A 21,595-nucleotide genomic window follows, 5' to 3' on the forward strand; every position below is an offset into this window, starting at 1 on the left:
AACGGAACGATAGTGTACGTTTAGATGGTTAAGTTATTGATAAGACGCTATTTATCTTTCTTATGTCGGTTTAATATTTATCACTATTATTAAGGTGTAAAGCCCCTCATCAGAATACTCTAATGAGGGGCTTAAGGCTCACTGGCAGTGACTATGTGGTAAGTAATAAGCCCTCAGCTCTCTCTGCATCAATCAGTTTTGTTAACACTTTCTGATAGTCATGTATAATATTTTTTGCCAATTCAGCGGAAATCTCTGAACTGTCATAAAACAGACTAAACTCCAGTTGCTCCCCAGGGAACAAGCACAACACTATCTGGTGATTTGTACCACTCACTGTACCTAAATGGTGATACCCCAAACTATAGTTATCTCCCATGTTTTGCTCGGGGTAGTTTTCAAACACAAACAAAGTTCCGAATGGTGCAGTTGGTCGCCAATGCTCATCGTAATGATTGAGGTCATAGAACGCATGCTCCATACGCTGTTCATTATTTTCATTCAACCGTTGAACCATATTTGAAATAGAGCCCTCAAGCGGTATTCTCAGTGGCGGAGTTGCTACAAATAATCCAACCAGCTCGGTCACTTTAGATATTTCCATTGGTCTCTTAGTGAGAGTTGTACCAAATACAATATCGCGGCTGTCCGCATATTTCGATAAAGTTGCCGCCCATGCAAACTGACAGAACTGATTTAATGTTGCACCTTTGTTAATAGCCGCTTGTCGTAATTTTTCACTATGTGATTGCTTTAGTTTCCCTTTCACTGACTGAATACGTAATCCAGCACTATCGATATCATTGCAATCTGGTATAACCCGCATATTCATCTGAGCATCGCATAAGTACTGTGCCCAATATTGTGATGCGGCTTGTTTCGGCTGGGCACTTAGCCAGCGGGGAAAATCAGAAAAACGACGTAGCTCTGCATTCAGAGGCTCTCCTTTTACTAAACGTTCATAATCTTCCCGAATCTCGCGTAGGAATATCTGCATAGACCAACCATCAAACAACACATGATGAAAAGTGAACAACAAGAAGTGACGCTTTTCGCTAGTTCTCGCCAATAAAAGCCTTAGCAGTGGCGGATTATGCCAATCAAATGGGCGCTGGCGTTCACTGGCGATTGCCTCCTCTAGTTGACGTTCATTATCCAACTCTTCCCAGTTTTGGTAAATCAATGGCAATTGAGTCTTACGAGGTACCAGCACCAACGGGAGTCCAGGCGTAACCGAGTCATCAAACCCAGATCTCAAAATATCATGTTTGATTAACGCCTGAGTCCAAGCTGCCCTAAAAGCGTCTTGATCTAGCTCGCCTTCAAGTTCGAAGTAAAGTTGGTCAATCTGGTAGTCAGGATTCACTCGGTTGAAATATAACAGCTCACGCTGAAATTCTGTCGCTGTATATATATCTTCTAGCGGTCCGACCTTATCTTCTAAGCTTTCAATAGTTTTTTGATTCACTACAAGATCTGTGAGGTCGCAGGGCGTTAGCCCTCCTTGGCAATCAGGAGCATTACAATGTTCAACTAATTCCAGAAGTGTCGTATGGAATTTGTGTCCCAACTGAGCTACCGTCAGGTGATTGAAGGCACCCTCAAGCATTTCAAACTCAACGCACAATTTTTCGCCACTGACCCAAGCGTTAATATCTAGGGCACGAAAAGGCTTGTTAGCTACGCTGACGAGCTGTTGGTTGTAACGCTGCTCTATCTGCCAATCATGGCCATCGCCACGGCCAAAACGCCCCAGAAAATTAAAGCTGACGGGAAGTTTTAAAAACGCCTGAAGACCTTTTCTCACACTCTCTTCTGCATGCCCATAAGCAAGAGCAAGGTAGTTTTCTCCTTTGGAAGGTAAGCTACGTAAACTTTGTTTCGTTGTTTTGATCAACTCAGCCCATCCGCCTTCATTTGCTGTTAGGCAAAGCGGGAAAATACTAGTAAACCAACCAACCGTGGCATCACAGCGCACTGTATCGCTAAAAGACTTACGACCATGGCCTTCTATCAGTAGGCTAAATGCTCTATCCGTTTCGCTAAATACACGGTAAAGTGCACTGATGAGAAGTTCGTTGCTGTTTGTTCCATAAGGTTGATTGGCCACACCAAGAAGTGCATTAGTCTGGGACTCTGTTAGGACCACTTTATGCCGTGTGATGACACTATCTAAGACATCACCGCAAGACGTAGAGGCATTTGCTTCCATGCTTAGCCAGTAATCGACTTCTTTTTCATCGAACTCGAATAACTCCCAATGCGCTTGATAGCATTGTGTATTGGAATAGGGGGCAGGTTGAAAGTTCGCACCTTGCTCAAAGTAACCCTGTAAGTCTGTACTAATGCGTCGCCATGAGACGCCATCAACAACGAGGTGGTGGGCACAAAGATACAGGTAAGGTTGGCTTTCTTCAGATATCCGTAGTAAAAGAGCTTTCATTAAAGGTCCACCATTCAACTCAAACGAGGCATTCAGAGCTGCAATTTCTCCTTCTACCTCCTCCCAATTAGCCAATTGTTTTTCTTTGAGTTCAAAGTGGCAGTGGTCTTTGTTTATAAAGGTTTGCTGTGTCTTGTCTTTAAACCGCAACCAAAAACAATCGTGGTATTGCGTGAGTTGCGTGAGTGCTGCAGATAAGCGTGTAAATTCCGCTAAACTGGGAAGTTTCATCAGCACCGCCTGATTAAAGTGTTCAGGCTTAGCAAAGTTTTGTTCAAAAAACCACCTCTGAGCTGGGAGCAAATTAAAGCTACCTTGCTTTTCTCCAAGCATTATTTGTTTTTTTTCGGATATAGAAATCTTTTCTGCCATCTCATCAAAACAACGGAACTTCATAATATCTGAGGTAGACAGTCGCATTCCCTTCTCTTCCAAGCCTACAGATAGCAATATCGCCGAAATTGAATCTCCGCCCTGAGAAACAAAGTCGTCACTAAGAGATAAAGACGGCAGTTCTAGCACATCACAAGCTTGTTCAAGTAAAGTTCGTTGTAATTCAGTAAGCTCACGTAAATCTTCTTTTGCCACATCTGGCTCTGGAAGCATGTGCCTGTCCAGCTTGCCATTTCGGTTTAACGGCATAGATTCAACATGAATAAGGAATGTTGGTACCATATAGCTCGGAAGCCAATGATTTAGTTGCTTGCGTAACGCATGCGGCGCTATTGGGTGCTCAGATTGATAATAGCCAAGTAACTGTTTACCATTTGCTTTCTTCTTGAGTATCACCGCTGCCATTTGAATTTCTGGGATTTGTTCAAGTGCCTGACGAATTTCAGCCAGCTCTATTCGATAACCACGCAGCTTAATCTGATCGTCTTTACGCCCTCGGAAAACCACTACTCCATCTTCACGATAGTAACCATAATCGCCGGTTCGATAGGCTCTTTGCGTGCGTCTATTAATTGATACATCACAGAACTTATCGTTTTGTGACGATACACCGACGTAGCCCTCTGATATACAATCTCCTGTTACAATAATATGTCCAACCATACCTGGTCCCAGCAGTCGATCACTATTATCGACAACCCAAACTTGGGCATTCGGTCGAGGTTTTCCTATCGGAATAGCACTCGCGGTGAGATCCTCGCGGGAGCAACGGTGCGAAGTGACATAAATGGTTGTTTCTGTTGGGCCATAAATGTTAATAAGGTTACGAATATTGCAATCCAGTCCGCGCTCTACCGTTTGTTTTGAAACTGCGTCTCCTCCAAAAACAAGTGTTTCAAGCCCGTTAAACATTTCACGTTTATTAGAAGACATGTAGGTTTCGAACAATCCGGTCGTCAAAAACATATGGTCAACATTATAATCTTTGATCAATCGTTCCATTGATTCTGGATTGGCGATTTCATTTCGTCCAGGTATAACCAAAGTGCGACCGTGAAGAAAAGCTAACCACAGCTGAAGAGAGGCTGCATCAAAAGCTTCATTGGCGGAGTAGAGAATTTTCTGACCAACTGGGATCGCCTCACTGTTATGTAGCGTGCTAACAAAAGCACGGTGAGATAAAGCTACTGCTTTCGGTTGGCCTGTTGTACCTGAAGTAAATATGTATTGACTAATACCACAGTCATAGGTCATTGCAGGTTCAACGAGTTGAGGGGCAATAGTAAGCCCCTCAAGTGAAGGAAGGTGGCGATAACTTACTTCATCTGACATAGGAATAGCCTCACCAATTAACGCCATTGGTGAAAGTTGCTTCATAACTGATTGCTGTCGCGCCATAGGAGCACTGCAGTCAACGCAGGTAAATGGGATCCCTAGATATTGTGTGGCAAGGATCGTAATAACGGTGTCACTGAGACTAGATAGGTTTATAGCGACGCATGCATTTTTCTCATTTACTTGGCTTTTGACTTGAGCTAGATAATGTGCAACGTCAGACACTTGGCGGTGAAGCTGGCGATAACTCATTGCTTCACCAGATACAGTATCAATCATTGCCACCGTGGCAGGGGACTCAACTACCCACTGGTGCACCAACTGCGCAAGAGATTTTTCTGGAAAACCTTGATATCGCTGTTCGAGTGTTTCTTGAGGTTCAAGAAGAGGAATACTCGCCAGTGATTGTGGATGTTCGGTAATGACAAAGTCGATTATGCGTTTTAAACGCTTTAAAAAATCAGTAAACAAGCCACTTTCTACATACGTTTGGAGATAGTCGAAACGAAAGTTGAAGCTTTGCTGAGAGCTTTCGCAGAAAAGTAGCTGAATGTCTGCATTAAGGTCAATAAAACTGTAGTTCTGCGTGATGTGACATTGCTCATCCAGTTTTAGCATGTTGTTGATGCCTATAGTACTGCCGAATGCAACGTTGTTAACCATCAACTCAGGCTCTTCACCATATTGCTTAAGGTGCCGTACCAGTTCCATATACGGAAGATCACCATATGCTTTACTTAGTCGATTGAATTGTTTGATCTGCAACCAATAATCATCCAGCGTTTTCACTGTTTCCAAGTTAAATACATCTAGACGAGTATTAACAAAACACCCCATTTGTTGCTTGCTATGTTTCGTTCTTCTGTCCATTGGCGACGTTACAGTAACAACCGATTGATTTGCCATTCGTGATACAAGTAGTGCGTATAATCCCTTAAAGAACATATTTGTAGTCAGGCCCTTTTTACGACAGTAGGATTTCACTTGCTGACTTAATTGATGTCCTAGTGACAGATGTTCACTGGCTACTTGTCTCTGATTAGGGTATACGACATGGTCGAACTCAACCTTGGATGGTGCACCGTTTAAAGTACTTTGCCAAAAGTGCAGTGCACATTCTTTGTCTGCCTTTGACAACGTTGCCTTAACAGCATACTCATCAAGTGCAAGCTGTTCATGAAGCGGGACTAAACACTGCCCAAGGTTGAGGGTCTGATAAGCTTCTCTTATATGCGAAAAGAATATCTGAAATCCGGTGCCATCAAGGCATATATGGTGACACATGATAATGGCTTTGTAGAGGTTTGACCCCATTTTGCACACTGCTCCTCTAAACAGTGGCCTCCCGTCGAATACAAGCTTATCTTGGTAATAGCCTTCTAGTAAGTTTTGAAACGATTGTTCTGAACAAGGTTGGTTAGAAAAGTCAAAGTAGGGAATTTCTACTGTGTAAGGTTTTAATTCCTTGTACAGCTGATCATTCTGTAATTTATATTGGTAATGAAAGCATGGAAAACTAAAGCCGTAAGCAATGGATTTCTGCATTAGTTCTGGCTTGAGCTCCCCTTCAATATCGAGGACAAGATAAGTGTTCGAGATAACGTTGTGAGCTTCTGTTTGTGAATCAATGAAGAATGCTTTTTCGTAGCTGGATGCAAGGTGTTTCATTCTATATACCTTTTAATATTTAGATATTGAACGTTTGTCTGAGGAAGTGAGCGACACCATCGGTGACATTACAACTGGCTATTGGTAACGAACTCAGTTGATTGGCTAACTCTGGCATTGCATTTTTCATCAACACCCCTTGTGCGGCTTGGCTGAGCATGGGTAAATCGTTTAGGGCATCGCCGAAAGCTATAGCCTGACGTTGAAAAGAGATGCCTTTATTGGACAGCAAGTAAATTGCGGCACTTGCTTTAGACGTTTTAGGCGGGCCGATTTCAAGCTGATGCTGTGACGTTCGATAGCACTCAATTCGTCCCCCCATAGTATCGTTAATTTTTTTCTCGACAGCGTAGATCCCTTCTTCTTTCCATAACAAAAGTTTATTCACTTTTAAGTTGTTGAACTGTTGAGGGGATACTAATGTGTATGGAAAACCAGAGAAGGATGCGTATGCTTCGACCATCTTATTGACTTCGTGCAACTTCCAGCCTTCGTCGTCAAAAATACTTAAGTGGATACCTTCTGCCTTAATCAGCTCTAGCAACTCGGCCATGCAACCTGCATCAATATGATGCTCATCAATAATACTTCCATTTTCATGACATAAAGTTAGCGCACCGTTGAGTCCAATAATACTCACTTTAGGCCCTAGGGCGCCGACAATTTGTTGTGCATCCTTTGGGTGGCGGCCTGTCGCTAGTATCAGTTCGACTCCTTTGTTTGAAAGTTCAGTGAGCACAGACAGTGTAGTATCGGATAGCTGTCCACTATCATTTAGTAATGTTCCGTCCAAATCAGAAACAACCGCTTTATAAGGTAACAATTTTACTTCCTCTAACTAACATAGGCACAAATGAGCAGTGCCACTTGGTTCATATTTAAAGGGAGCATAAATTAAGTGGTCATTATTAGAACAATATTTTTTTGAGGCTGGAAATAAAGTCACATTAGCTAGAAGCACAAGCAAGTTATGACTAATTTTTATGGAGACAATAGGCGTGCAGCCTTGATGGTTAAGAAACTCAATCATAACCATCAAGGTCGTTTGCGAGGTAAATATCCAGTTTGAATCGTGAGTGTTTACTGCAAATTTAAGGTCAGATTGTTTTATAGACAATGTGGGTATTTTTTCTACTAAATTACTGGACTTAGACGGACTTATCCTAAGCTGCTACGCCTAATCGACGCGATTCGCGCATGCTCATTCGACGATTATCCAGTAGTTGGTCATTTTTTTGGACCTTTCATAAAGCCTGTAAATTCCATTCTGCCTCCACATAGTACACACTGGTACGGGTCATTACCTGTAAAGGGCGTTGTTGATCAAATCAGGTAGGAGAACAACGACTTCATGTATAACTAGCCGTTAGCCTCTGACGGGCATACCTAGTCCTATGACTTTGTTTATGGCTTTGACATTCGCCATGATTTCACCAACTTGAGCGTTGTGACATCTCAAGCTGAATTTACCGCTTGTTAGTCCTTTATATCGAGACATTGCGGTCTCAGATATTGAGAGATAGTGATAACCAGATTCAGCTTTCCACTTTGCTATTGTGCCATTTTTCAGAGCTACCACCGCTTCGTTTCTGGGATGACCATCCTCCCAAAGTGCTGCATTCTTCCGAGGCGGTATCAACGCAGTACAACCTTTCTTTTTCAGAATCTCATGACAATTTTGGGTGTCATATGCTCCATCGGCAGATACGGCAGTGATCTTTCTGCGTAGTGGATTGAGCAGCGTCGGTAGCACTTCACTATCGCCAACATTTACAAGGCTGACTTCCGCACTAACAGCTTCGTGAGTATCCACATTTACGCCATATTCTGTGCTTTTCTACGCCATGCTTTTTCACTTTCCACTCACCCTCGCCAAAGACTTTGAGGCTAGTTGAGTCAATAGCCACATGGCGAATAGCACCTCTAGATTTATTACGATATTTAACCTGAACCATCTTCGAGCGTTTACTGATACAGGTGTAGTCAGGGGACGTCAGCGGAACATCCAATAACTCGTAGATCGAGTCGATAAAGCCTTGAAGTGCACGCAATGGCAGAGAGAAAATCCCCTTGAGCATCAAGGCAGTTTCAATCGCTGTATCTGAATGCTGGAAGCCTCTACCACACTTACCATGATGGGTTTTGCTTTACCCATGTCACCGCCGTTCTAGCCATCACAAAGGATCAGATCGCAGGACTTAGAAAAGGTTCAATGGATTTAGGCAACAATGCCCCTCTATATAAATAAAAAAGCGACGAAAATATCGCCGCTTCGAGTTGTGTCAGTTGTGAAAATTAACGCCCACTTGGTCCAGGTGGATTACAAGGTCTGCCGCTAGGTTTGCTGTTAGGACGACATTGCGCCATATACTTAGAACTTTTTGCTAAAACTGTTGGCTTTGAATAACTCATACAATTTAACCTTTGAAATTGTAAGGTTATTATCATATTCCTTTGCTTAGTTTGAGTCAATTTTGAGGTCCATCCAAGACTTCTTCAGAGTGCTTGAATTTGGTGAATTTACACCATGTCTTTTAGGATCTTATAGACCGTAGACCTTGCAATTTTTAACTGCCGAGATATCTGAGTGGCCCCAATACCATCTTCATGCAAGGCAAGCAGTAGTTTTCGATCGATAGAACGTTCACGACCAAACCGAATCCCTTTCAATTTTGCTTCTATTCGTCCTTCGTTAGTTCGTTCTAGTATCCGGTGACGGTCAGCTTGGGCCACAGCTGATAAGATGGTGACCACCATCTTTCCCATTTCACCTTCAGTGCTGATCCCATCATCTAGAAACTTGATGGCTACACCCATCCCATCAAATAATTTGATCAGACTGATCATATCTGCTGTGTCACGACCTAATCGGTCCAGTTTTTTGACTAGAATTACATCACCTTCTTCCACTTTCATCTGAAGCAATTCGAGTCCTTTCCTGTTCTGAGTATTTCCTGAAACTTTGTCGCTAAAAATTTTACTCGGTTTTACGCCAGCACTTTTTAGCGCCTTGATCTGAATATCGAGGGATTGCTGACTGGTCGATACACGTGCATACCCAAATAATCTCAAAATCGTCTCCTATATCGAATAGTAGACAATCCGTGTCTACTATCTCATTTTGTCGATTAAATAGACACTCATAAGCATCTGTTTTATGGTGTCCGATAAATTATAACATTTCGGACGGTTGCGAGATTGTTAAATTTTCAGTTTGTAGGAAAAGAATATGCCAGTCGATTTTTTGACCGAGGAACAAAAGCAAAACTATGGGTGTTATGCCGCCGAGCCAAATGATGTTCAATTAGCTCGTTACTTCCATCTTGATGAGCGCGATCTGGCGTTTTCCAGCAACGTCGAGGAAAGCACAATCGTAACTGACCACGGTTCGGTTTCTTGGAACATTCGTTACCGACTTAGAGCCGATTTACCCCAGTGTGAAACAGTTTGTCGCCAAACAAATTGGGATCCGTCATCCGCAAGTGCTCATGCGTTACGCTCAGCGTCCCACCACTCACCGAGAACACACCTTTCTAATTAAAAAGCATTACGGCTATCGAGATTTTGGTAGTTTTCCTTGGTCTTTTCGCCTAAAGAGACAACTGTTCGCTCGAGCATGGTTGAGTAATGAACGTCCAGGACTCATGTTTGATTTTGCTACTGCCTGGCTACTTCAAAATAAGGTCTTGCTCCCAGGCGCCACAACATTGGTTCGCTTGATTAGTGAAGTTCGCGAGCGAGCACAGAAAAGACTCTGGAAGAAGTTGGCCGCACTTCCCAACCAATGGCAAAAGGCTCAGTTGCTGGCGCTATTGGAAGTGCCTGAAGGTCAACGCTTATCACAACTTGAATTACTAAGAAAAGGCCCAACCACCATTAGCGGTCCCTCCGTTCTGAGTGCACTCTCTCAATATTCAACTTTGCGTAGTTTAGAGATTTCTAAACTAAATTTTACAGATCTCCCTCTCATACAACTGCGTAACTTGGCTCGCTATGCGGGGATGGTTTCAGTGAAGTATATTTCTCGAATGCCAGAGGAGCGAAAGCTTGCAGTACTGACAGCTTTCGTCAAAGCGCAAGAAATTATTGCTTTGGATGACGCCATTGATGTACTCGACCTCTTGATCACTGATGTTACACGCGAAGCCAAAAAAATCGGTCAAAAAAAGCGACTCAGAACCTTAAAAGACCTTGACAGAGCAGCCTTGTTGTTAGCAAGAGCTTGCTCTGTTTTGCTTGACGAAAAAACCGGTGACACGGAACTGAGAACGTCGATATTTAAGCGAGTTTCAGAAGAGAATCTGCTTGAGTCTGTTGAAAAAATCAATGAGCTCGCTCGCTCCCAGAACAATCATTTTTGTGACGAAATGGTTGAGCAATATGGGCGCGTAAAACGCTTTTTACCGACGGTTCTAGAGGAGCTTCATTTCTCAGCGGTTGCCGCTGGGGAGAGTACACTGGAAAGCATTCATTACCTTGCCGAGCTGAAAAAGACGAAAAGACGCTTTCTCGACGATGCGCCTGAGCACATCGTTAAGACATCATGGAAAAGGCTTGTATATGACGGGGATGGTCGTATACAACGCGCCGGTTACTCTTTGTGTTTCTTAGAGCGTCTGCAAGATTCACTCCGCCGCCGAGACGTCTGGGTGACAAAGAGTGACCGTTGGGGTAATCCTAGAGAAAAGCTCTTAAATGGTGAAGCGTGGCAAGCTCAACGAGTGCCCGTTTGTCGGGCTCTTGGCCATCCAACGAACGGTCATGAAGCTATGCGGCAGCTCGCGCGACAATTAGACGATACATGGAGAGAAGTCGCTGACAGATTTGATGAAAACACCGAAGTGAGTATTTGTACCAATGGTAAGCACCCATCATTGACCATTTCGAATTTAGATAAACTTGAAGAGTCTCTGTCATTAAAAACTCTGAATCGCCGAGTAAAGCAGTTGATCCCGCCAGTAGACTTAACGGAGTTATTACTCGAAGTTGATGCTTGGACAGGCTTTACACAGGAATTTACCCACGTTAGGGAGTCCGAGGCAAGAGCGCAGGGGTTACACATCAGTGTATGTGCGGTATTGATGGCTGAAGCTTGCAATATCGGTCTAGAACCATTGATCAAATCGAATGTGCCTGCCCTAACTCGGCACAGATTAAGTTGGGTTAAACAAAATTACTTTCGAGCAGAAACATTAACTAACGCGAATACTAGGTTAGTTACTTTCCATATAAAACAACCATTAACAAATGCTTGGGGTGACGGAAATGTTGCTTCCGCGGATGGAATGCGTTTAACTTCCTCAGCAAAAACAGTGAATGCAGGTCCGAACCGGAAATTCTTTGGTGCTGGACGTGGGATCACTTGGTACAACTTCATCTCAGATAAATATTCTGGTTTTCATGGCATCGTCGTGACAGGAACGTTACGAGACTCACTTTATGTATTGGAAGGAATACTGGAGCAGCAAACAGGGCTCAATCCCATTGAGATCATGACAGATACTACTGGCGCTAGCGATATTATATTTGGTTTATTCTGGCTGTTAGGGTATCAGTTCTCCCCACGATTGGCTGATGCAGGAGAAGCGGTATTCTGGCGAGTAGATAAGTCTGCTGACTACGGGCCGCTAGATGATCTAGCTCGAAGTTGTACGGATCTTTCAAAAGCTGAAGAGCAGTGGGATGAAATGATGCGAACCGCTGGCTCATTGAAGCTCGGCACTATTCGGGCATCCGAGCTAGTTCGGTCTTTGCTCAAGAGCAGCCGTCCATCAGGTTTAGCTCAAGGCATTATGGACGTTGGCAGAGTGAACAAAACCTTGTACTTGCTTAACTATATAGACGATGAAGATTATCGCCGTAGGATCTTAACACAGCTCAATAGAGGAGAAGGTCGGCACGCCGTCGCTAGAGCGGTTTGCTATGGTCAACGTGGAGAAATTAAAAAGCGCTATCGAGAGGGGCAAGAAGATCAGCTAGGTGCTTTAGGTATCGTTACCAATGCCATCGTGTTATGGAATACTCTCTATATGCAGGAAGCATTAGATTGGATGCGGTCCAACAATGAAGAAATTATAGAAGACGATATATCTCGGCTATCTCCACTAATATACAAACATATCAATATGTTAGGTCATTACACATTTACCTTGCCAGAAGACTTAGAGAAAGGAGAGTTAAGACCTTTAAACCTTAATAATAGTGATAAATATTGAGTCGACATGAGAAAGATAAATTACGTCTTATCAATAATTTAACCCTCTAAACGTACACTTTCGTTCCGTTGGACCTCAACCCCCTAAGCGAGTCAACAACTACTACAACCTGATAATCGGTGGGAAGAACGTATTCGAGAAAATAGGCTTGAGACTGAAAAGAATGAACAGGCTCGATGCCAAGCGCTTCACTCATTGAATCGCGCCACAGCTGAGTAACGTGTTTCACGTGCTCACTGGTTAACACTTCAACTTTAAAGATATCCGTATCCATTCGCTCTCCTTAGCTATGGTCTTTTATTGCTTGTTTAGTTTCCAGTCTATAGTTCTTTACACATGTAGTGGAATCGTTCTTCTTCTCTATCCATGACAAAGCCAGATCTTAAGTACAAGTTTCGCGCTGGGCTGATTTTAAATACTCTTAACCACATTCGGCGCGAACCCTTGTTGTGAGCCAAACGTTCAACTTCAGATAGCGCTGCCGCACCGATACCTTTATTTTGATACTCGCCGCTCACTTGTAAGTCACGTAACCAACAATCATCGCCATCATAAGCTAAGCGAATAGCACCGACCACTTCACCGTTGTACAGCACATCCCAAGTTTTCGAGACACACAATTTGCTCGTGTATTTTCGAGCATTCCCAATCAACGCCATAGTGGGCGTAATAAGGGGCCATATTTTCGAAAGTTACTTTGGCAGAAGCCTCTAAGTCGGCGGTAGGCTGAAATGAAATCAATATAAAACGTCCTCTCACGAAGTCATTATCAACGTGTTGATACACAACACTGTTTTATGAAGTTCTACCCTTTGGTTGTTACTAATCTAGCGAGTTTGGTAAAGAATGGAATCATTTTGTCGTAGATATGCGCCGGTCACACATAAGTCATACTCAATAAAAGGAGAACGACTTATGTGAACATGCGAATGGGAAGTTTGAAAGGAAAGGAACATTAAAGCCAAACTAGGCCGTTATAAGGCTTAGCTTTTAGCGACTCTAATCGGCTTTGGAGCGAGCCTGAGTGTATTTCTAGTTTATACCCATCAGGATCAAGCAGATAAAGTGATTGCCCTTCACTCTTATTCTTTTTCCAGATTTCGACACCCGATGAAATCACACGCTCTGTAAAAGCTTCAAAATCTTTCGATTCGATATCAAACGCAATGTGTGTGTAGTCGAGTTTAGGGCAAGGTTCGTCGAGTGAAAGACAAAACCAAAGTTCACCAACGGAGAGATAAGCTCCACTATCCCACTTTACGTGAGCGGCGAAGCCCAAGGTTTCGGTGTAGAACTTTAAAGAACGCTCTAAATCTCTAACAGCAATAGTTATATGGTTAAGTCCTATAATCATGTTCTTCCTTTAACGCCCTTGTACGGGTACAAGGTTACCACGACAATATACCAAACCTTATTAAGTTCAATTTAGAATGAGCTTATAGTTACAGCGTAACCAAAAAGGCGTTATTTATTCACCACTTTCAAAGTGAGCAAAAACTTCCGCTCCTGTCATATCATGAGTTTCATTCTTAAATTCGTAATACTCGGGCTTTTCGTCAATGAAGATTTGGTGAGTGAGTTTGTACTCATCGCCGGACACCAATAGCCCAACAGGAAGGTGGTATTGATTGTTCGGTACTAAAAAGTAGAACAAGTGAGTACCGCACTTACCGCAAAAACCTCTTTCCGCCCAATCGGATGATTGATATCTAACTACATTAGATTCACCCGTTATCTTAACTGAATCGGCACAATCAATCGCTAACATCGGGCCACCCGACCAATTTCTACACATACTAAAATGGCAAGCTGCCACTTCTTTACTGGCGTACTCTACTTCCAGCTCTACCGAACCACATAGACATTTCCCTTTACCTTTCATAGGTCCTCCAACCTTAGTAGTGCGTGAGACTTAATAGTAGCTTATAAGTCACAACAAAAACGAAGAGTACCAACCAACATCAAACAGCAAACACCACCCTTTGCAAAGTACGTAGTGAGATGAATAACAGGATAAATCCTACACGTTGAAAACCTTCTGCTCACTCTGGCTTTTAAAGTCGATAAGGTGATTAGGACTTCGTGTTCGACTTCCTCATCTTGGCCAAGGCAATAGCCGTTAAAACAGGCCGCATATATGGAAGTTAACCTGCGCTTTTAATCACGCTACTGACTTGCAAAACAGGGGGAGACCATATATTTGAGCAACGCAATACCGAAGCTCCCGCATACCACCTTAAACACAAAACGCAACGCATAGCAAAAATGCCAAGCGTTGCGAATCACTCTTAAACAGATTGTTAGGCTTAATTTTCGAACGAATACTCACGGGCTCTTTGATATGCAGCCTGAACCTGACCAAACATCATTGGCTCTCTCATATGATCGGTTTCAGTTCCCCAACCACCAATAAAGTATGCCGACCTCATAGTATCTGAATAATCTACCGCATATAGCCAGTAGATACCTTCGTCTCTACGATCCTGATAAAACATATAACGGTTTTCCCTGACGGATAGAATATGCTCAATGTTATCTGCTAAATCCCAATGGTTTAGTGGTATCACATTTCCATTTTGCTCTGAGGGGCCACCAGTAGCTAACCAAACGTTAATCGCTTTATCAGCCAAATCCTGAGAAAGCTGGCGAGCTTTGACGCATTCCTCAGTGACTATAGCATCTGAATTTGGCTTCACCTCAAAAAATGCATTGAATTCGGGAAGGAAAAAATCTGGTAGATACTTTTGACCATTTGATAGTTCTACATACTCTTTCTCGTATTCAAATTGCACTCCAATACCATCAAAAAACACAGCCCAACGAGCCTCTGTTCGTGAGCGGTATTCAATACCATTATATGTTGTTTTAATTGCCTCTACTCTCTCTACTGCCATAGAGCCGTATCTCCTAACTAAAATAATTTAGCCTAACGCCAAGTTAAGTGGTGACAAACGCGTGCTATGTTTGAGCGTAAGCGAGTCGGCACGCGTTTGGAATCCATCTTAAACTTTTTGTTATATTTATTTGTCCGCAAGGCCAATAATATGAAAGTCTGCTCCTGAAGACCTAATTGCATTTTCAGCACTGACCAATAATACATCTAGCTGAGTTTTGATTTTGCTACCTGTACTTTTTTGATAAACACTTTTCTGCGTATGAGGTTGAACGACAATAACGCGAGTTTTAACATGTTTGTTATCTTTTAAAGCCAATAGCACATCAAAGAAATCTTCAGCTTTTGCTTCGACTCCATTGCACCAACATCCCTTGTGAGCAGCATTGTCATGTCTTGCTTTTAGATCCTCAACAAGGACTTTCCTTGCAGTATACCTAAGATTCTTAACAGCTTGATTTAGTACCACATCGTGAGCACCTACGGATATTCGTCGGGACGCCTCACTTGATTTTGATGCTTTGACGTGAATTAAAGATATTAGGTGAAGAGAGCCATGCTGAACATAATGAATGAAGTCGGCTTTTTCACCAGCACCATCATCACAATAAAGCCAGCCTTGTGGTTTTTCTGTGGTGTTAAAGTCATCTGACGTTAGCCAATTTCCACTCCAGCATTTTTGAACCCAGCAAAATAAAGACTTTTCTTTTCCAATGTCCTTTAACGATGGTTTTTGTGCATTTGCTCCAGGCTTTTCCTTTTTAATATCGTATTTTTCAAAGTCAGCCCACAAGAATTTGTCATACTCTACATCTTGATAACCAGTTCTGAAAACCATGCCATTTACTACAGCGTGCCCTGACTCAAACCAACACTTGACAAGTTCAGGATACAAAAACACTCGCTTGAATAAGTCGAAGTGTTTTTTACTTTTGGTTAAAGGTGTTTCACTTTTAACTTTAAAGGCAACTTTATAGTCGTCAACTTCAACTTCTACACATATATTGCCCACCTTCTTGCCTGTGTGGAAGATATCGAGTGAAACATCACTTTCAATGAAACTGTTTACCAGTTCAACATGAAAGTCATACTGTAGTTTTTTCAACAATTCTTTACGATGTTGCCCGTCTTCCTCTGGCAGAAAGTCATAATCTACAAGAGAAAAATCATATGGCTTTTTTAAGTCATCAGAATTAGATATTGGATAAGACAAAATCCCTATAGGGCTCTCTGACTCAACACTGTTAACAGACAGTATATCTAAGATTTCTAGTACTCTGTTCTCAAAAGTACTCCAATCTTTGCAAGGCCCTCGCCATATTGACGATTTAAACGGGTTAATTCCGACAGAGCTTTTTGATTTTGTTCCCCAAACTTCAGTTCGTACAGCTGACATCATGTACGATTGATCAATCAGTGGGTCAAGTGTGTCAGCAACACTTTTACCACCTAAAACTTTGGAGTCTGCTTTAAAGTTGTCTCTACCGTGAATGCCTGACAACCACAACATTTTGATTTCATCTTCATTAATGAAGTTGCCATTGAGTTTACTTATTGGAATTGGGAACAAGTTAGGCAATCGTTTTTTCCCAAAAAACTCTCGGATGGTATCTTTTTTACCTTTTTCAGAGAAATAGAAAGCTAAGTGGTCCCTAACATTAAAGCTAACGAAGACGTGGTGTTCTAAGTCTTTAAGGGGCAAACCTTTAGCCCAGCTAGGTTCCTTTGAGATGGTGTATGATGTGATTTTTACTGTTCCAAGTTCTCCTACTTCATCATTGACAGTTGGTCCTACCGTCATTTCATCGGAAGACTCTTCTTTCAATAGTTGAAGAATTACTTCATGAACGGAACATGATTCTTCTTTAGTTGATTTTGCGCCTAATAAAACAGATAAGTATGGCGCAACATTATGTTTCTCAACTGCGATAGTATTAGTTTCCACCTAGCCTCCTTGTCACAGCAGTCTGCAACTTCATGTAATAATGAAGAATTATCTATCTAGTTAACACATTTATCATAAAGACCACTTTATGGTTAGGACAATTATGCAATCAATACAAAGATATGAATCAAGTCACATTTGGTGCGATGAATCTTAGAAAATATAACGCCTTGCTAACGGGCGACAACGCTATACCACCCAACTTAAAATTTGTGCCCTAAACGCTGAAGCCGATTTGTATAAAAGTGGCCAAGCGTTAGGAGTCCCTGTTAAGCGATTTGTTAGGTGCTTACAGCTTACCTTTTAGTGGATGATCTCTTCGCCAACCGGCTACTGACCTTGAATCAACAAAACAAACCAATAAATCAGCAACACTACGGGAAGAAACCCAGTTAATTAGTGAGGTTGCTACACTGCGTGAGTTAACTTCACACCATAGTCCGTCATTACCAGAAGCAATTGACCTTGAATCAACCTTACAAACCAACAAATCAGCAACACTTCTTGATTTCACTTCACAAACAAGAATGTCCGCTACACTTCTTGAGTTCACTTCGTTTACTAACGCCATGATACTTCCTCTTGACAATTATACTTACAAAAGCACGATTTCCTGCGTGCACCTAACGCCGCGTTAAGTAGTGAGCAACGCCTCCACTGAACCTAAAGTATTGTGCCATAAACACTTAAGCTGAATAAAACCCAAAATGCCACGCGTTGCGAATCTGCCTTAAACGCTTTGTTAGCTTTGTGCAATAAACTCACTAAGAGCTTTTGTTCCTCTGTGTTTATATACCTCAAGATAACACAGGCGATACACATTGTTTGTACTGTATGCATTGTGCTCAGTAGCAATCGAGTCAATGTGAATAAACTTCATTGCAACAAGTAAAGACAGAGCTGATTTTATATCGTTACGTTGTACGAACGCATATTCTGATATTTTGTCATAACCTAACATTGTGTGATTTGTCAGGTCATCCCGAAACGCTACTAGAACTAGATAAATTTTTAGAGCATTCAGCTCCGATTTGCTTCTTAGTTTAAAACTTTTGAATGCCTCAACATGAGATAGGTTTTTGTCATATACCCCTTTCGCAGGCAATTTTGCCCAACCGCTATAACTAAGATAGCCAACCACTTCATATACATTTATTCGCCCTACGGTAGTTCGCTTCACTAAGTCGTAGCGCTCAAGCACATCAAGACCTTTAGAAACTTTAGTTCGACTTATGTTTGTTAATTCACAAAGTGCCTCATAGGAAAGACTGACCGTTCCTGCTTCACCATTGAGGAGGCTATTTTGCTCATTAACATGATGTACTAACACCATGTAGAGCATCAGTGCTGCTATATAGTCTGATTTGTTCTCGCCTGACCAAATCATGTATCTAAGAGGCGAATCACTCGCCTCCATAAATACAGAAGATGGCATTTTCGACCACTCTTTCACTTATTTACTCCCTCTTCCCTCACTAAGCACTGATGAAATCAGGCGCAAAGCGACTAAAACAACCATTAAAGACAAACCTGCAATAACTAAGGCTAGTTTCTCTGTCGGCAACCCTAAAACAGAACTAACTACCTCTAAAACACCATCCATAGGACACCTCAAATCAATTTCAATACAAAAATTTTAAATTGGTATGGATATCCTTTCTAGAGACAGTATTGAAAATTACAAACAGATATTTATAACATTCTCTTTTTATACAGTAAGTTAACACACAAACAGATAGTACACAAAGGGAACCAAACCAGTACATAAAGGTCCGTATTAAGGAAGGAAAACATGCAATAACGAACAAAAAACGAGCTTAATAGTACATAAGCAATGGTTACGATGAGAAGCTAACGCCCTGTTAAGGTGTGAGCAACGCAATACCGAAGCTCCTGCATACCACCTTAAACACCAAACGCAACGCATAGTGAAAATGCCGCGCGTTGCGAATCACTCTTAAACAGATTGTTATGTGTAAATTTTAAGTCACTAGTATTGAGTAACCAAAACTAATCACAAATGAAAGAGCAGCAATCAGGATACTTAGTCTTGCCAAATTAGTCGTTTGGTTGAAGTTAATACTCTCTTCTTTTGTGCATATGGTACTGTTAAAGCGCTGTAGACTATCAAGAAAAACGGTTCTCGCTCGTGTCGCTGCGTCTTGATTAACTTGCTTTATCCCCAAAAGAGCAATGTCAGTATGGTAATAGGTCTCTAAGTCACCGATAAAGGACGGTTCTAACTCCTCAAGCACCACGATAAAGTTTTCATACTCTATGAGAGCCTTTTCGATACTTAGCTTAATCTTCCTATTTCTGAAACCGCTTTTAGATTGAATGAGTCGAAAATTAGCCTCGTTGACTGACTTAGCACAAGTTAAATATTCGTCAATCAAGACATCTACTGTTTTGAGTTTTTTCCTTTTCATAGCTAAGTGATTGCTCTCAAGTTCTGATCACTTGAAAGTACAACTGTATATGCACGAACGCAACTAAAGCTGAGATAAATGACTGTTACCTATACGGAAACTCTTGGAAAATTTGCACATAACAGTTATTAGACAGAAAGATTCAGCATTTAAATATAGATTTTTTCTGTCTAACACCTACGTTATCACTCACCATACCTCTCTTTTATGAAATTTAACAGTCAGTTAGGGACTATACTTCATTTGTTGTAAGACAAAATACAGAATATTTCTGTATAACATGACACTATGTGCCAGACCGCTTATGCTGTATATACAACCAGTACACCTTAGCATGAGTAACTCCCCTTTTTTAACGTTCATCAAAGAGCACATGCTTAGCCGGCATTATGCTTTGCGCACAACACAAGCCTATATTTATTGGATTCACCAATACATCCTTTATCACAACAAGCAACACCCTAGAACATTAAAATCTCAACACGTTGAAGACTTCTTGTCTCATTTAGTTGTCGACAAAAACTATGCAAGAAAAACTCAACGATTAGCCCTTAATGCTTTGGTATTTCTTTATAGGGAAATAATTCAGGAACCTATTGATTTAGACATGCAGTTTCGGCGTTCCGACAAATCAAAGAAACTACCGACAGTAATGAGTCAGGAAGAGATTGAACGGTTCTTTACCCAATGTTCTCCACTCTATAAGTTACCTTATCAATTAATGTATGGATCAGGATTGCGTTTGATGGAGTGTTTACGCTTACGTGTGCAAGATATCGATTTTGAGTATAAGTCGATACGTATATGGCAAGGCAAAGGCGGGCAAAACCGTATTGTCACAGTGGCCCCTGAACTCTTTCCTGCCATCAAGAAGCAGCAGCAAACAGTCAACGACTACTTTCGACAAGATGTGAACAACAGTGCTTATTCCGGTGTATATCTACCTAACGCGCTAGCAAAGAAATACCCTTACGCAGAAACATCATTGGAGTGGCAGTTTTTGTTCCCTTCAAGTCGGCTGTCTCAAGACTTATCGTCTGGCGAGTTGAGAAGACACCATATTCACCCGACTGCACTTCAAAAGCACATAAAAGTCGTATGCACTAAGGCAGACATTCACAAAAGCATTTCTTGCCATACGTTGAGGCATTCCTTTGCGACACACCTACTCCAAAATGGCGCTGATATAAGAACGGTACAAGAACAGTTAGGACATAAAGACATCAAAACAACTCAGATATACACTCACATCATCGACAGAGGTGCGAATGGCGTCGTCAGTCCGCTCTCCAAAATATTTGTTAAATAAGCACCAAACGCGAACCAATTAGAGCAAATTTTGGTATCCTACGGCTTCTTATTTGCTGCACGCGCGCTAGGCGACAACATATCCATGACATCACACACTATTCGCTTTATTGCGTCCGATATGGACGGCACCCTACTTAACGAACAAGGTAAACTCGACCCAGAGTTTTATGAAATCTTTCCTAAGTTAGAAGAACAAAACATTATCTTTGCGGCGGCCTCTGGCAGGCAGTATTACAGCTTGCTGGAAACGTTCGAACCAATTAAAGATCGCATGATGTTCATCGCTGAGAACGGCACCATAGTGATGCACCAAGGGAAAGAGCTTTACAGCTGTACGATTGATACCAAAGAAATTCACAAGATCATTATCGATGCACGTAAAGTTAATGGCGCACATATCGTGTTATGCGGTAAAAAGTCGGCCTATATTGAAACTCAAGACCCACAAGCACTAGAAGAGATTCAGAAGTATTACCACAGGCGTGAAGTGGTCAGTGACCTACTCGATGTTGATGATGAGTTTGTAAAGGTAGCTATCTGTCACTTTGATGGTGCTGAAAAACATGTTCACCCGTCGATCAATACCGAATTTGGCCAGCAACATCAGGTAGTGATTAGTGCAAAGATTTGGTTGGATGTGATGAATCGCCAAGCTTCCAAAGGGGCTGCTATCCGCTTCTTACAACAGCACCTCGGATTTACCTATGAGCAAACAATGAGCTTTGGTGATTACTTTAATGATGCAGAGATGCTTAAAGAAAGTTACCACTCTTACGCGATGGAAAATGCTCACGAAGGCGTAAAGAAGATTGCTCGTTTTTCAGCGCCAAGCAACAAGGAATCTGGTGTACTACAAGTTCTAAAACAAACACTGCGTTCAGAAGCCATCGCATAACCTGTTAAATAGGTTTACGCAATAAGAGCTAGTACACGTAAAAAGGGAGCTACTCAGCGAATCAAGTG

At 41.9% G+C, this 21,595-nt stretch carries 15 protein-coding genes and 3 pseudogenes; 3 read left to right on the top strand and 15 right to left on the bottom strand.

The genetic code is table 11. From position 1 onward, the window contains the following. Positions 1 to 151 precede the first annotated feature (151 nt). From ACXABW_RS16960 to ACXABW_RS16980, 5 genes and pseudogenes are all read right to left on the bottom strand, one after another. The gene (locus ACXABW_RS16960; RefSeq protein WP_457526404.1) at positions 152 to 5,839 is read right to left on the bottom strand and encodes a condensation domain-containing protein; all 5,688 of its coding nucleotides are present in this window, start codon (positions 5,837 to 5,839) and stop codon (positions 152 to 154) included. Between the two features lie 19 nt (positions 5,840 to 5,858). Then, the gene (locus tag ACXABW_RS16965) at positions 5,859 to 6,662 is read right to left on the bottom strand and encodes an HAD family hydrolase (protein ID WP_457526406.1); all 804 of its coding nucleotides are present in this window, start codon (positions 6,660 to 6,662) and stop codon (positions 5,859 to 5,861) included. Positions 6,663 to 7,002: 340 nt separating this feature from the next. Beyond that, positions 7,003 to 7,150, bottom strand: a pseudogene (locus ACXABW_RS16970) (IS91-like element ISVa3 family transposase); the annotation flags it as partial. A gap of 55 nt (positions 7,151 to 7,205) precedes the next feature. Continuing rightward, positions 7,206 to 7,977 (bottom strand): annotated as a pseudogene (locus ACXABW_RS16975) (IS5 family transposase); the annotation flags it as partial. A gap of 382 nt (positions 7,978 to 8,359) precedes the next feature. Further along, positions 8,360 to 8,911 carry a recombinase family protein gene (locus ACXABW_RS16980; protein WP_457526408.1) on the bottom strand — a complete coding sequence of 184 codons (552 nt, stop codon included), beginning with the start codon at positions 8,909 to 8,911 and terminating at the stop codon, positions 8,360 to 8,362. Positions 8,912 to 9,068: 157 nt separating this feature from the next. Here ACXABW_RS16980 and ACXABW_RS16985 point away from each other — a divergent pair. After that, positions 9,069 to 12,054 (top strand): annotated as a pseudogene (locus ACXABW_RS16985) (Tn3 family transposase). A gap of 46 nt (positions 12,055 to 12,100) precedes the next feature. On the opposite strand, the gene ACXABW_RS16990 reads toward ACXABW_RS16985, so the two are convergent. The 10 genes from ACXABW_RS16990 to ACXABW_RS17035 all read right to left on the bottom strand — a co-directional run bounded on the left by ACXABW_RS16990 (position 12,101) and on the right by ACXABW_RS17035 (position 19,321). After that, positions 12,101 to 12,328: a hypothetical protein gene (locus ACXABW_RS16990; protein ID WP_457526410.1), complete on the bottom strand. Its 228-nt coding sequence runs from the start codon at positions 12,326 to 12,328 to the stop codon at positions 12,101 to 12,103. 46 nt (positions 12,329 to 12,374) lie between these two features. Further along, a complete protein-coding gene (locus ACXABW_RS16995; protein ID WP_457526412.1) occupies positions 12,375 to 12,713 on the bottom strand; it encodes a GNAT family N-acetyltransferase in 339 nt (112 codons plus the stop codon). Between the two features lie 296 nt (positions 12,714 to 13,009). Beyond that, on the bottom strand, positions 13,010 to 13,408 hold the full coding sequence (gene fos / locus ACXABW_RS17000) for a FosG/FosC2-related fosfomycin resistance glutathione transferase (protein ID WP_457526414.1): 399 nt from the start codon (positions 13,406 to 13,408) through the stop codon (positions 13,010 to 13,012). Positions 13,409 to 13,522: 114 nt separating this feature from the next. Then, entirely contained in the window at positions 13,523 to 13,936 is a 414-nt protein-coding gene (locus ACXABW_RS17005; RefSeq protein ID WP_457526416.1) for a GFA family protein, read from the bottom strand. Positions 13,937 to 14,360: 424 nt separating this feature from the next. Then, complete coding sequence (locus ACXABW_RS17010; protein ID WP_457526418.1) at positions 14,361 to 14,948, bottom strand: hypothetical protein; 588 nt, start codon at positions 14,946 to 14,948, stop codon at positions 14,361 to 14,363. A 126-nt stretch (positions 14,949 to 15,074) separates the two neighbouring features. Then, positions 15,075 to 16,892 carry a hypothetical protein gene (locus tag ACXABW_RS17015; protein WP_457526420.1) on the bottom strand — a complete coding sequence of 606 codons (1,818 nt, stop codon included), beginning with the start codon at positions 16,890 to 16,892 and terminating at the stop codon, positions 15,075 to 15,077. Between the two features lie 289 nt (positions 16,893 to 17,181). Then, positions 17,182 to 17,463, bottom strand: a complete 282-nt coding sequence (locus ACXABW_RS17020; RefSeq protein WP_457526421.1) for a DUF6150 family protein — start codon at positions 17,461 to 17,463, stop codon at positions 17,182 to 17,184. Between the two features lie 171 nt (positions 17,464 to 17,634). Continuing rightward, positions 17,635 to 18,345: a hypothetical protein gene (locus tag ACXABW_RS17025; protein WP_395342597.1), complete on the bottom strand. Its 711-nt coding sequence runs from the start codon at positions 18,343 to 18,345 to the stop codon at positions 17,635 to 17,637. Continuing rightward, complete coding sequence (locus ACXABW_RS17030; protein WP_395342594.1) at positions 18,346 to 18,495, bottom strand: hypothetical protein; 150 nt, start codon at positions 18,493 to 18,495, stop codon at positions 18,346 to 18,348. It abuts the gene before it with no gap. A 379-nt stretch (positions 18,496 to 18,874) separates the two neighbouring features. Then, entirely contained in the window at positions 18,875 to 19,321 is a 447-nt protein-coding gene (locus tag ACXABW_RS17035) for a hypothetical protein (RefSeq protein ID WP_457526424.1), read from the bottom strand. A gap of 334 nt (positions 19,322 to 19,655) precedes the next feature. Here ACXABW_RS17035 and ACXABW_RS17040 point away from each other — a divergent pair, with 334 nt between their 5' ends. Together ACXABW_RS17040 and ACXABW_RS17045 are read left to right on the top strand one after the other, a co-directional pair. Then, the gene (locus ACXABW_RS17040) at positions 19,656 to 20,630 is read left to right on the top strand and encodes an integron integrase (protein WP_457526425.1); all 975 of its coding nucleotides are present in this window, start codon (positions 19,656 to 19,658) and stop codon (positions 20,628 to 20,630) included. Between the two features lie 84 nt (positions 20,631 to 20,714). Further along, positions 20,715 to 21,527 (top strand): Cof-type HAD-IIB family hydrolase, encoded by an 813-nt coding sequence (locus ACXABW_RS17045; protein WP_457526427.1) that lies wholly within the window; start codon positions 20,715 to 20,717, stop codon positions 21,525 to 21,527. Positions 21,528 to 21,595: the final 68 nt, after the last annotated feature.

Source organism: Vibrio paucivorans (genome assembly GCF_054053395.1).

Bases quoted from the DNA above. Each gene is read 5' to 3' on its own strand.
- ACXABW_RS17035 (WP_457526424.1), bottom strand. From the start codon at position 19,321: ATGAAAAGGAAAAAACTCAAAACAGTAGATGTCTTGATTGACGAATAT.
- ACXABW_RS17005 (WP_457526416.1), bottom strand. From the start codon at position 13,936: ATGAAAGGTAAAGGGAAATGTCTATGTGGTTCGGTAGAGCTGGAAGTA.
- ACXABW_RS16990 (WP_457526410.1), bottom strand. From the start codon at position 12,328: ATGGATACGGATATCTTTAAAGTTGAAGTGTTAACCAGTGAGCACGTG.
- ACXABW_RS16995 (WP_457526412.1), bottom strand. From the start codon at position 12,713: ATGGCGTTGATTGGGAATGCTCGAAAATACACGAGCAAATTGTGTGTC.
- fos (WP_457526414.1), bottom strand. From the start codon at position 13,408: ATGATTATAGGACTTAACCATATAACTATTGCTGTTAGAGATTTAGAG.
- ACXABW_RS17045 (WP_457526427.1), top strand. From the start codon at position 20,715: ATGACATCACACACTATTCGCTTTATTGCGTCCGATATGGACGGCACC.
- ACXABW_RS16960 (WP_457526404.1), bottom strand. From the start codon at position 5,839: ATGAAACACCTTGCATCCAGCTACGAAAAAGCATTCTTCATTGATTCA.
- ACXABW_RS17020 (WP_457526421.1), bottom strand. From the start codon at position 17,463: ATGGCGTTAGTAAACGAAGTGAACTCAAGAAGTGTAGCGGACATTCTT.
- ACXABW_RS17010 (WP_457526418.1), bottom strand. From the start codon at position 14,948: ATGGCAGTAGAGAGAGTAGAGGCAATTAAAACAACATATAATGGTATT.
- ACXABW_RS17040 (WP_457526425.1), top strand. From the start codon at position 19,656: ATGAGTAACTCCCCTTTTTTAACGTTCATCAAAGAGCACATGCTTAGC.
- ACXABW_RS17030 (WP_395342594.1), bottom strand. From the start codon at position 18,495: ATGGATGGTGTTTTAGAGGTAGTTAGTTCTGTTTTAGGGTTGCCGACA.